Source organism: Gemmatimonas sp., assembly GCF_044345575.1.
Taxonomy (GTDB): Bacteria; Gemmatimonadota; Gemmatimonadetes; order Gemmatimonadales; family Gemmatimonadaceae; genus Gemmatimonas.
The window spans coordinates 1-12,340 of sequence record NZ_JBIJAW010000001.1; the positions used below are offsets into that span (position 1 = coordinate 1).

At 65.9% G+C, this 12,340-nt stretch carries 7 protein-coding genes and 1 tRNA gene; 3 read left to right on the plus strand and 5 right to left on the minus strand.

Annotated elements, in window-relative coordinates; translation table 11 throughout:
* On the minus strand, positions 1-2,142 hold a 2,142-nt coding region (locus ACIQ6O_RS00005), incomplete at its 3' end, for a WD40/YVTN/BNR-like repeat-containing protein (protein WP_396205712.1).
* A 49-nt stretch (positions 2,143-2,191) separates the two neighbouring features.
* On the opposite strand from ACIQ6O_RS00005, the gene ACIQ6O_RS00010 reads away from it, so the two are divergent.
* Both ACIQ6O_RS00010 and ACIQ6O_RS00015 read left to right on the plus strand, forming a co-directional pair.
* A complete protein-coding gene (locus tag ACIQ6O_RS00010) occupies positions 2,192-3,091 on the plus strand; it encodes an ATPase (RefSeq protein WP_396205713.1) in 900 nt (299 codons plus the stop codon).
* Positions 3,088-4,380 carry an MFS transporter gene (locus ACIQ6O_RS00015; protein ID WP_396205714.1) on the plus strand — a complete coding sequence of 431 codons (1,293 nt, stop codon included), beginning with the start codon at positions 3,088-3,090 and terminating at the stop codon, positions 4,378-4,380. Before ACIQ6O_RS00010 ends, ACIQ6O_RS00015 begins: the two co-directional genes overlap by 4 nt.
* Before the next feature lie 183 nt (positions 4,381-4,563).
* On the opposite strand, the gene ACIQ6O_RS00020 is transcribed toward ACIQ6O_RS00015, so the two are convergent.
* Together ACIQ6O_RS00020 and ACIQ6O_RS00025 are read right to left on the minus strand one after the other, a co-directional pair.
* Complete coding sequence (locus tag ACIQ6O_RS00020) at positions 4,564-6,090, minus strand: glycoside hydrolase family 10 protein (RefSeq protein WP_396205715.1); 1,527 nt, start codon at positions 6,088-6,090, stop codon at positions 4,564-4,566.
* Entirely contained in the window at positions 6,090-7,532 is a 1,443-nt protein-coding gene (locus ACIQ6O_RS00025; protein ID WP_396205716.1) for an NADP-dependent isocitrate dehydrogenase, read from the minus strand. The genes ACIQ6O_RS00020 and ACIQ6O_RS00025 overlap by 1 nt, the downstream gene beginning before the upstream one ends.
* 137 nt (positions 7,533-7,669) lie before the next feature.
* On the opposite strand from ACIQ6O_RS00025, the gene ACIQ6O_RS00030 reads away from it, so the two are divergent.
* On the plus strand, positions 7,670-8,617 hold the full coding sequence (locus ACIQ6O_RS00030; protein ID WP_396205717.1) for an ROK family protein: 948 nt from the start codon (positions 7,670-7,672) through the stop codon (positions 8,615-8,617).
* Between the two features lie 164 nt (positions 8,618-8,781).
* On the opposite strand, the gene ACIQ6O_RS00035 is transcribed toward ACIQ6O_RS00030, so the two are convergent.
* Positions 8,782-8,852, minus strand: a tRNA-Gln gene (locus ACIQ6O_RS00035).
* Positions 8,853-9,007: 155 nt separating this feature from the next.
* Positions 9,008-12,211 carry a carboxypeptidase regulatory-like domain-containing protein gene (locus ACIQ6O_RS00040; RefSeq protein ID WP_396205718.1) on the minus strand — a complete coding sequence of 1,068 codons (3,204 nt, stop codon included), beginning with the start codon at positions 12,209-12,211 and terminating at the stop codon, positions 9,008-9,010.
* Positions 12,212-12,340 lie beyond the last annotated feature (129 nt).

Genomic DNA, 12,340 nt, shown 5'->3' on the forward strand with positions numbered 1-12,340 from the left:
ATCGATGCGTGTGAACGTCTTGCCGAAGTCGGTGCTCTTGTAGAGATACGGCGAGAAGTCGTTCTCGCGGTGCATGTCGACCGACACGTACACGGTGGCGGAGTCGGCGAAGCTGGGCTCCACCTTGCTCACGTGATAGAACGGCGGCGCGCCGGGGAGACGCAGGCTCAGGTCTTCCCACGTCCCCCCGTCGTTCTTCGTGAGCCACAGCTTGCCGTCGTCGGTGCCCACATACAGCAGCCCCGCGCGCACCGGCGACTCGCCGATGGTTACGATGGTCGCGTTCTCTTCAGCGCCCGTAGCGTCACGCGTGATGCCACCGGTGGCATCAGCAGCCACATTGCCCTCGGCGTCGTAGCCGGTGGTGATGCGAATACGATTCTCGTCGCGGCTCGAGAGGTCCGGCGAAATGGCCACCGGCTCCACGCCCTTCTTCACGCTCTTGAACAGCTTGTCCGCGCCGCTGTAGAACACGTTCGCGTCGTGACGCGACAGGATAAACGGCGTGTTCCAGTTCCACCGCGTCGCCACCTGCGGATCGGCGAGCTGCTTCTTCATCTCGGCGCGGATGCTGTCCACCTGCGCCTTCTGCGCCGGCGTAAGCGGCGTGGTGCCGTCGCCCTTGATACGCGCGATCGCCTGGCCGAACTGCGCGCGGGTCACGGTGCGCGCCTTGATGTTCACCGTCTCACCGCTGGCCACGTTGCGACGCGCGATGTTGCCGCCCTGCGACTCGTAGTACACGAAGTCGGGATTGAGCGGATCCTGCGCGGTCTGCAGCCCGTCCGCGGCGAACACCGCGAACCAGTCAGTCATCTGCAGCGGCGCATTGTTGCGACGCGAAAGACCGCACGAGGTACCGTTGTCCTGCAGGCCACCGCAGATCCGATACGGCACCTGATAATCGAAGCTGATGCCGTAGAACTGGCCCATGGCCATGTTGTTCAACGCGTCGTACGTACCGCCCTTATCCCACGTCTGAAACACGCCGGCATCGCCGCCCACGATGAAGTGGTCGGGGTTGGCGGGATCAATCCACATGGCGTGATAATCCTCGTGGATGCCGTTCATACCGGTACGCCACGAGTAGCCGCCGTCGTCGCTGAACTGGAAGTCCACCGCCATGCGGTAGATGCGGTCGGCGTTCTTCGGGTCCACGCGAATCTGCGAGAAGTAGAACGGACGATTGTTGATCGTGCTCACCCACGTCCAGCTCTTCCCGGCATCCTTGCTGCGGTACAATCCGCTGAGCAGCCGCTGCGGCTTCGCGCCGCGCACGCTGTCGGCCTCCACCATGGCGTACACCACATCGGGCGCGCTCGGCGCCACGGCGAGGCTGATGCGCCCCTTGGTGGTCTCGGGGAAACCGTTGCCCTTGATCTCGGTCCACGAGGCACCGCCGTTGGTGCTCTTCCACAGCGCGGAGCCCGGGCCACCGCTCTTGAGGTAGTGCCCCTTGCGGATGCGCTCCCAGCTCGCGGCATAGAGTACGTCGGGATTGCGCGGGTCCATCGCGAGATCCACGAACCCGGCCTTATCGCTGATGAACTTGGAGAGCGCCCACGTCTTGCCGCCGTCGGTGGTCTTGTAGAGACCGCGTTCGGGGTTGGTGGTCCAGAGCGCACCGAGCGCCGCCACCCACACCACATCGGGATTGGTGGGGTGCACGAGGATGCGTCCGATGTGCTGCGTCTTCTCGAGCCCCATCGACTGCCAGGACACGCCCCCGTCGGTGCTCTTGTACACACCGTAGCCGGGCTGCACGGAGTTGCGCGAATCCTCCTCACCCGTGCCGAGCCACACGATGTTCGGGTTGCTCGGCGCGATGGCCACGTCACCGAGGGAGGAGATGGGCGCCTGCTCCCAGAGCGGGATGAAGGTGGTACCCGCATTCACCGTCTTCCAGAGCCCACCCGTGGCGCCGGCGACGTAGAACGTGGTGGGGGCACTCGGATGGGCCTCCACGTCGGTGATGCGGCCGGCCATGTTCACCGGGCCGACCGAGCGCCAGCGCAGGCCGGCGAGGGTCGAGCTGTCGGGCACGTTCGCCCCGGCGGTCTGCCCGGCCAGAGGCGCCGCGGTGAAAAGCGAGGCCGACGCGCCAAGCGCGAGGGCCGAGAGGGTCGGTCGGAAGCGAATCATTGCAGCCCGAGGGGTTGAGGAGTGGTGCACCGCGGCGGAATTTAGCGCCATGCGATTCTCCTCGGGGCGCGCCCTGCGCGATCAGCCGGCCCATGCCGTCACCTTCTTCGGCATGTCCGGCGTGGGCAAGACCACGTTGGCCGGCCTGCTGCAGCACCACGAATGGTTCCAGTACTCGGTCGACTACCGCATCGGGACGCGGTACATGGGCGAGCACATCGTGGACAACTTCAAGCGCGAAGCGATGAAGGTGCCGTTCCTGCGGCAGCTGCTGCGGTCCGACTCCATCTACATTCGCAGCAACATCTCTTTCGAGAATCTGAGCCCGCTCTCGACGTACCTCGGCAAGCCGGGCAACGAAGCACTGGGTGGAATTCCCTTTGATGAGTACCGGCGGCGGCAGGCGCAGCATCGGCAGGCGGAGATTCGGGCCCTACTCGACGTACCGGAGTTCATCGACCGCGCCAAGGACATCTACGGGTACGCCCACTTCGTGTGCGACTCGGGGGGCAGCCTCTGCGAGGTGGTGGACCCGAGCGACGAGAACGATGCCGTGCTGCGCTGCCTCGCCGAGCACACGTTGCTCGTGTATATCCGCGGCAGCGCCAGCCACACGCGCATGCTGGTAGAACGGTTCCGTAAACATCCCAAGCCGATGTACTACAATCCCGCCTTTCTCGATGTGAAGTGGACCGAGTACAAGGCCTTGCGCAGTATCACCGACGACGACGTGGTAGATCCTGATGATTTTGCCGTCTGGGGCTTCGAACAGCTGCTCGCCCATCGGATTCCGTTGTACGAAGCCATCGCTGAGCGGTACGGCTACGTGATCGACATGGAAGACGTGCCCGGGGTGAAGACCGAAAGCGATCTGCTCGATCTGCTCGAGCGCACGATCGACGCGGCGGTGGCGCGAGGCGGTTCAGCCGCGACCGGGAGCCCCGCATGAGTAGCTCCACCGGCCTCGCCCAGTCGCGACTGCGTTCGATCATCGGCGGCAGCATCGGCAACCTTGTGGAATGGTACGACTGGTACGCGTATTCGGCGTTCTCGCTGTACTTCGCCAAAAGTTTCTTCCCGCCGGCCAGCCAGACCGCCCAGCTGCTCAACACGGCCGCCGTCTTTGCCGTGGGCTTCTTCATGCGCCCCATCGGCGGCTGGGTGATGGGGCGCTATGCCGACAAGCATGGGCGACGCGCCGCGCTCACGTTCAGCGTGATACTCATGTGCGCCGGTTCGCTGCTCATCGCGGTCACGCCCAGCTACGCGACCATCGGCCTCGCGGCGCCCGCGCTGCTCATGTTCGCGCGCCTACTCCAAGGGCTCAGCGTGGGCGGCGAGTACGGCGCGAGTGCCACGTACCTCAGTGAGATGGCCGGACAAAAGCACCGCGGCTTCTGGTCGAGCTTCCAGTACGTGACGCTGATTGGCGGGCAGCTCATCGCCCTCGCGGTGCTGTTGATCATTCAGAACTTCCTCGACAAGCCGGCGATCGAGTCGTGGGGGTGGCGCATTCCGTTCGTGATCGGGGCGATGTGTGCCGTGGTGGCCATCTGGCTCCGCCGCAGCATGGAGGAGACCACCGACTTCGAGAAGGATCGCGCGTCACGCCCGGCAAAAAGCGCGGCCGCGACCATTCGCGGCCTCATGGAACATCCGCGGGCAGTCCTCACGGTGGTCGGGCTCACCGCTGGCGGAACCGTGGCGTTTTACACTTTCACGACGTACGCGCAGAAGTTCCTGGTGAACACCGTGGGCTTCACGCCGCAGGAGGCCACGTTCATCAACGCGGTCACGCTGCTCGTGTATCTCTGCCTGCAGCCGGTGGTGGGCGCCATTTCCGACGTCATCGGCCGCCGCCCGGTGCTCACGGCCTTCGGCGTGGTCGGTTCACTCGGCACCGTGCCGTTGTTCCGTGCCCTCGAGAACACCCACACGGTGGGCGGCGCCATCTGGCTGCTGCTGGCCGCGCTCACCGCCGTGAGCGGATACACGGCGATCAACGCCGTGGTGAAGGCCGAGCTCTTCCCCACCAGCATTCGCGCTCTGGGTGTGGGCTTCCCGTACGCGGTGACGGTCGCGCTGTTCGGCGGCACGGCCGAATACATCGCGCTCTACTTCAAGAACATCGGCCACGAAGAGTGGTTCTACTGGTACGTGACCGCGTGCATCGTGGCGTCGCTGGCGGTATACGCGACGATGAAGGAGACGTCGCGGATCGGACACATGGGCGAGTAGAAACGGCAGGGGGAACGGCGCTGGCAACGGCGTGTTACTGCGTCATGACAACTGCTAGTCATGGGTCATGATGACAGCGAAACCCAAACCGCGTTCAACAACGCTGTCAAACGCGGTTATGTCTTCGTGGTAATCATGACCAGTTGCTCTTTACCCTTTACGCCGTTACGCGAAGCCCCCGAGTCACGGCCTCCACACCGCGTCTCCCGACGCGTTCCCTGCCCTGTCCACGGCGTTCACCACGATGCCGTCCACGCCGCTCGACGGCACGTCGACGGTGCGCTGCGTGACCGGAACGAGCCGCTGACGCCACGCATTGTTGGCGCGCCAACGCACGAGGTACCACCAGCTGTCGCTGCTGCCACTCGTGAGGGTCACGGTGTGGGCCGTCGCACCGGTGACCACCGAGACCGCCGGGGCCGCGGGGGGCGCGGCATCGAGCCACGCGCTGGCGGGGGGAATGGCGCCGTTCGCGTACAACCCTGACGAGAGCGCGGTGGCGAACCCGCCGAGGTTGTTCCGAACGCTGCTGCCGTTGTAAAGAATCGAGCCGCTGGCTCCGCCGGCGTTGGCGGCGGCGTCACGTACGAGCGCGATCTGCGACGGGATCTCGCTATTGGAATACGGCGAGGTGCCGGTGCCGATGCGATATGAAGCGAGCCCCGGCCAGAGGTGACGACGCTGTGTGTTCTGTTGCGCCCACCAGTTGAGCAGCGCGGGGAAACTCTGACCGCTGCTGGCGATGCTCCAGTAGAGTTGCGGCGCGAAGTAGTCTACCCACCCGCTCTGCAGCCACCGGCGCGAGTCGGCGAAGATGGTGGTAAAGGCGTCGAGCCCCACGATGCCGGCGGGGTTGCCGGGCCGCCAGATGCCGAAGGGGCTCACGCCCACCTTCGCCAGCGGACTGACCGCGTGCGTCTCGCGATAGAGCCGCTCGACGAAACGGTTCACGTTGTCGCGACGCCAATCGGCGAGCGCCATCGTGCCGCCGCCCCGCACATAGCGCCCGAAGGTGGCGCTGTCGGGGAAATTCGTGCACGTATCCGGATACGGATAGAAAAAGTCGTCGATGTGCACCGCATCCACGTCGTAGCGCTGCACCACGTCGCGCACCACGGCGATGGCCTGATCGTGTACCGCCGGCTCGCCGGGATCGAACCATAACTGACCGCACCTGCGCACGAGATCGGGACGGCGCACCGCGAAGTGCTGCGGCGACAGCCGCAGGGTGTCACTCAGGTTCCCGGCGCGGAAGGGATTGAACCACGCGTGCAGCTCAAGGCCGCGCAACCGCGCCTGCTGCACCGCAAAGGCCAGTGGATCGTACCCCGGATCGCCCCCCTGCGTCCCCGTCAGCACGCGCGCCCACGGCTCGAGATTCGACGGATAGATGGCATCACCAGCCGAGCGCACCTGCAGGATCACGGCGTTGAGCCCGGTCTGCTGCGCCACATCGAGCAGCAGCCCGAGCTCGGCCTGCTGCTGCGCGGCCGTGAGCCCGCTGCGCGAGGGCCAATCGATGTTGGCGACCGTGGCGATCCACATGCCGCGGAACTCCCGCGAAATACTTGGCACCGACCACGACGGTGCTGGAGGCGGCGGGGGTGGTGGCGGTGGCACCACCGCCCCCGGTTCTGTCGTCGCGCCACCGCACGACGCCACGCCGGCCAGACTCACGGCCAGGCCGGCGCGGCGCAGCAGCGCCCGCATCACTGCCCCTGACCCAGCGAGAATCCGCTCTGACCGTCGAAGGTGTACAGGTGCTCCGTCTTCACGAAGTCGAACCCGGCGTTGCCCACGCGCATGAGCAGCGACAGCACCTGGGACAACGTCACGGTGTGGCCCTTCGCGGCCTGATATCGGCAGCGCCAGTGATCGGTGCAGAAGGTTTCCGGCAATCCTTCCGGGTACACCTTTACGCCGCGATTGGTCACCATCGTCAACGACAGGCCGTCACCGTCGAGCGCATGGAGCTGCGGCCCGAGGACTTCGGGGCGCCCACGCCAGTGCAGGAACACGTCCACCCCCGTGAGTTCCTTCTTCGACGGATGCAGCGTCGAGACACGACCGGCCACGGCGATCGGCGACCCTCCGGCGTACGCCACCGGCGCGAACCGCTGCGGCGTGCGTCCCAGCCGATCGATGACCGCCTGCGTGAAGGCCTCGGCTCCAACTTTCACTTCCGACACCTTCTCGTGATAGATGTCGCCCGTGTGGACGCCGTCCTCCAGCGTGGCCAGCCACGCATTGTGAATCTTCTCGGCCACGTCGCCCTGACCGATGTGCACCAGCATGGCGACGGCGGCGAGCAGCAGGCCGCTCGGATTCGCGATCCCCTGCCCCGAGATGTCCGGGGCACTGCCGTGCACGGCCTCGAACATGGCGCACTGATCGCCGATGTTCGCCGAGCCGCCCAGTCCTACCGATCCCGTCACCTCAGCGGCGATGTCGGAGATGATGTCCCCGTACAGGTTGAGCGTGACGATGACATCGAAGGCTTCGGGGCGCGTGGCGAGACGCGCCGCCCCGATGTCGATGATCATGTGATCGCTGGCGATGTCCGGATACTCGGGCGCGATCTCGTTGAACACCTGATGGAAGAGCCCATCAGTGAGCTTCATGATGTTGTCCTTCGTCATGCACGTGACACGCTTGCGGCCGTTGGCGCGCGCGTATTCGAAGGCATAGCGGATGATCTTTTCGCAGCCGGGGCGCGAGACGAGCTTGAGGCACTGGTAGACCTCGTCGCTCTGCCGGTGCTCGATGCCCGCGTAGAGATCTTCCTCGTTCTCGCGCACGACGACGACATCGACGCCCGGATGCTTCGTGGCCACGTAGGGATCGTAGCTCACACTCGGCCGTACGTTGGCGTAGAGCCCCAGCGTCTTGCGCACCGTCACGTTGAGGCTCTTGAAGCCACCGCCCTGCGGCGTGGTAATGGGCGACTTCAGGAACACCTTGGTGCGGCGCAGGCTCTCCCAGCTGGAGGCCTCGATGCCACTGGACTGGCCACGTGCATAGACGGCTTCGCCGATCTCGATGACTTCGGGAGCGATGCGGGCGCCGGCCGCCTCGAGCACGCGCAACGTGGCGCGCATGATTTCGGGGCCGATGCCATCACCGTAGGCGATGGTAATGGGAACGTTCTGCATGGGGAGTGGGATGGGGAGGGAACAGGTACGGATGCACGATGGCGCGGTGCCATGGCCGATGCCAGTGGGTGCCGCATTCCTCCGCGCGGGAGCCCCACCCCTTGCCCGCCACCTGACCTGTGTACAACGTCGCCTCCATGACCGTGACTCCGACTCCGGCGTTCGCCCCGACGCCTTCCCATCCCCAGCACCCCGTGCGCATCGGGATCGACCTCGGGGGTACCAAGATCGAAGCCGTGGCCATGGCGCACGATGGCGGCATCGTGGCCCGGCAGCGCGTGAGCACACCGCGCGACTACGACGGGACCCTTCGCGAACTCGTCCAGCTGGTCACGCAACTTGAGGGCACGCTGCAGCACCCGGCCACCGTGGGGATGGGCATCCCCGGTGTGGTGGTGCCGCAGACAGGACTGGTGAAAAATGCCAACTCCACCTGGCTGATCGGCAAACCGCTCAAAACCGACCTCGAGCGCGCGCTGTCACGGGAAATCCGGATCGAGAACGACGCCAACTGCTTTGCCCTGTCCGAAGCCAGCGATGGCGCGGCCGCCGGCGCGAAAGTGGTGTTCGGCGTGATCATGGGCACCGGTTGTGGCGGCGGTGTCGTCATCGACGGCAAGGTGCTCACCGGGTGCAACCTCATCGCTGGCGAGTGGGGGCACAATCCGTTGCCGTGGCCGCAGCACGGCGAAGTGAACGGCCCGCCCTGCTACTGCGGGAAGCACGGCTGCATCGAGACGTGGATCTCCGGCCCCGCGGTGGCGGCCGATCACGCCCGCGTGCACGGCGAAGCGCTGAGTGCCCCCGACATCATGGCGGCGGCAGCGCGCGGGGAACCGGCGGCCGTCGCCACGCGCACCCGCTTGGTGCATCGCGCCGCCCGCTCGCTGGCGACCATCATCAACGTGCTCGACCCGGATGTCATCGTGCTGGGCGGCGGCCTGTCCAACACCGAAGGGCTCGCCGACGATCTCGAACGCGAGGTGGCCCCTTGGGTGTTCTCCGACACGGTCAGCACCCGTGTGGTCGTGAACAAACACGGGGACGCCAGCGGCGTGCGCGGCGCGGCGTGGTTGTGGGGGTAGGTGGAACAGGTAGTGCATCCGGGGACAGAACAAACCGAGGACTGAGGACCGAAAGCTCAAAGCTCCCCCCGACACAACGGATATCCCGTTCATCGGAGGGAGCTTTCAGTTTTCAGCTTTCAGTCTTCGGTCCTACCCCGCCGTCTCCGGCGTGATTGCAGCTATAGGCCCACTTGGAATCGAACCAAGATCTTCGGCTCCAAAGGCCGAGGTAATAGCCGTTATACGATGGGCCAGCAGGCGATCCACCAGATCGTCCCCGCAGCCCGAATTGTATCCTGCCCCTGCGGCCGGGGGGAGTGCCTCGGTGGTCTCGAGCGGGAGAGAAACGACGGACGCCCCTCAGCGTCCGCCGCTTCCCTCCCCCGGTTCCCACCCGGGTCCCCGGCCTCAGAACTCGTAACGCACGCCCAGCTGCATCTGGTAGCGATTCCCCGACTTCACCGTGCGGCCGAAGTTGGGGTTCACGCGATAGCGGTACTCGCGCGACGTCTGGTCGAAGGCGATCACGTTGAGCAGCGTCTGGTTCGCGCCCGGCACGACCCGCACCGCGCCCCAGTTGTGGTTCACGAGCGCTGCCGCGTTGAACACGTCGAGGGTGAGCAGCGCGCGCTGCCCGCGGATGCTCGGCAGCTTCTGCGTGAGCCGCACGTCCACCTGCGTCACGAACGGATTGCGCACGGCGTTGCGATCGGCGATGCGGCCGAGGTTTTCCCGCAGGTACGCGCCGCCGATGTTGGCCGGATTGTCGTACACCAGACGCAGTGAGTCGGCGAAGCCCTGTCGGAGTCCCGACGTGTTCGGATTGAAGATGAAAGCCAGGTCGTTCTGGTTGCCGAACGAGCTGCCGGCGCCCACATCGTCACCGTTGATGTCCTGCGCCACCGTCGCGCTCCACGGCGAACCGGACTGACCGATCACGCGGGCGCTGAACTGGAAGCCGCCGATTTCCGGCGTGGCGCCATAGAGCACCAGCTTGTGGCGGAAGTCGTTGGCGCTGGCCCCCCACGTCGGCACGCGCGGATCGCTCGGCACCGGCGTGAACACCGACGTGATGGCGATGCAGCAGTTGAACGAGCTGTTGTCACGCGTCTCGTTCCACGTGAAGGAGCCGCTCAGCGAGCCGCCGCGCGGCAGGCGCAGCGCACCGTCGATCACAAACGCCTTCTGGTGCTGCGCCGCATCGCTGCGCAGTTCGAGCACGCGCTGGAACTGCGAGAACGGACGCGCCAGCACCGGGTTGCGGCCGCCCGTGGCGGTGATGCTCGACGCGGGCACGAAGACGCTCCGTCCCCCTTCGTTGGCGAGGGTGAACTCCGGCGCGGCACGCAGATTGAGATCGTAGTACCGGTACAGCTCACTCGTCTGGGCGTACTGCGCCGTCGCACCGAGCGTCAGGTTGCCGTTGAAGAGGCGGCGCTGGTAGGCAATGTCGCTTTTCCAGGTGCGCGGCACCTTGAACTCGTCGCTGAACATGTTGATGTACGACGGACGCTGCGCGCTTCCCTGCGGAATCCCCGGCACGTTGGCGAACGACTGGCGGTACGACACGAAGTCGGGCGTCGGCACCGCAGCCCCGGTGAGCAGCACGTCGGCCAGCTGCGTGCCGTCGTTGAGCATGTGGTTGATCTGCACCATGTAGTGCGGCTGCGCGGTGAAGAAACCGCTGCCCACACGCAGCAGATTGGTCCCCGCTTCGCCCGGCGTCCACGTGAGCTGCGCGCGCGGCTGAATGGCGATATCCGTCGGCTTCACATTGGTGCGGCGACCGAACGCCTGCTCTACGGCCGGGTTGGGATTGGCCGCCGTGAGGAACGCCGACATGTCGGCGCGCAGGCCACCGGTGAGGTTGAGATTGGGACGCACGCGATACTCGCCCTGCACGTACGCACCACCGTCGTACACCCACTGACGCATACGCGGCTCGAGCGTCTGCAGCGGCACGAGACGCGCGAAGCTCGACGGACGGCGCGCTTCGAGCGCCGCGAGATTGGGGAACTGGAACAGCCCGTCCGTCTCGATGGAAACGAACATGGACAGGTTGTTGATCGAGTGGTCCGTCCCCACCGTAAACGCGGTCTTCTCGCGGTCCCAACGCAGGACGTTCACGAGCTGGTACGACTCCTCGGTCTGCAGCTCCGGGCTGGTGCGCTGCCCACCGAACTGCAGGATCTGGTTCGTGCCCGTGCCCCCGGTGGGCAGCGCGCTCGACACGTTCACCCAGGCCCGCGGCAAACGCGTGTTCGGCTCGTTCTCCAGCAGGCGGTTCGTGTAGGCCAGGCGGAAGTCGTTGTTGAGCGACGAGCTTAGCGCGCTCTTCACCGAGGCCATTACCTGCAGTTCGTTCGACTTCTGGTTGCCGCGGCTTTCGAGTACCGAGAGCTCGCGGTCGGGGATGGAGTTGCTGTAGAACCAGTTGGAATACGTCGTGCGCAGCGTGGCGCGGTGCGCATCGTTGATCTGCCAATCGAGGCGGCCGAAAACGGTATTGAGGGCGTTGTTGCGATTGAACAGACCCACCTGCTGGCCGCCGGGGAGGCCATACTGCGTGCGCAGGATGTTGAGGAAGCGCGCGACGGAGTCAGGCGCCACCTGCAAGCGGGCCCAGTCCGCATTGTTGTCCACCTGGAGCGTGCTGAATGGTTCAGCCACCTGCTGACGGTCGTACGCCACGAAGTAATGCAGCTTGTCCTTTTTGATCGCGCCGCCGGCGGCACCACCAAACTGCCAGTTCTCGAAGTTCGTGTTGCGCTGACCGAGGAAGTTGGTGTTGGTCGTGAACGCCTGGTTGCGGTTATAGGCGAAGAGAGAGCCGGTGGTGGTATTGGTGCCGGCGCGCGTGGCCACGTTCACGGCGCCTGCGCCCTGACGGCCCTGCGTCACGTCGTACACGTTGGTCACCACCTCGAACTCACGCACGGCTTCCACCGAGATCGAGTACGGACCGCGGCCGAAGCCGGCGCCCCACAAGGTGTTCTTGGCCTGTACGCCGTCCACGCGAATGTCGGTGCTCGACACGCGCCCGCCGGCGATCGACGAACTCGACGTGATGATTCCGCCCGTACCCGCGCGGCTCGTGGTGGGCGCAATGATGGACAGGTCGGCGAACGATCGATCCTGAATGGGGAGCTGACGGATTTCCTTTTCGCCCACCACGATGCTTCCACCCACGCGCTCCGTACGCTTGCTCTCGCGATCGGCGCGCACGTCGATCGCCCCGAGCTCCTGGGCCGACTGCTCGAGGGTGACGTCGAGCGGCACGCGATCGCCGAGGTTGAGCATCAGCCCCGTGCGGCGAACCGGGCGGAAGCCCAGCTGGCGCACCGCGATGGTGTACGGACCGCCGATGGGCAGCTGGGGGAACACGTAGCGCCCGCGCGCGTCGGTGGTACGCGTCTGCTGGGTACCGGTGGCCTCGTTGCGCGCCGTGACCGTGGCACCGGCAATGGGCGCGCCGGCAGCGGAGCGGACCTGACCGGCCACGAACCCTTCGGTGGCCTGGGCCGGCAGGCGGGTGGGGAAACACGCCAGCGGAAGCGGCGAGGAGAGGAGCAGCGCGGCTACGGCGAGCCGCCGGAGACGTTCGGAGAGCATAGGATCCGTGGAGGGACGCGATGTCACTGGCCAGTGTGGCCCCAATGGCGACGCCGGAGAGTCATCGCGTCCCGTCACGATCGCTGTGCCGTCTTGCCGCAGCTCCGCGACGGAGAGGTCACGATTCCG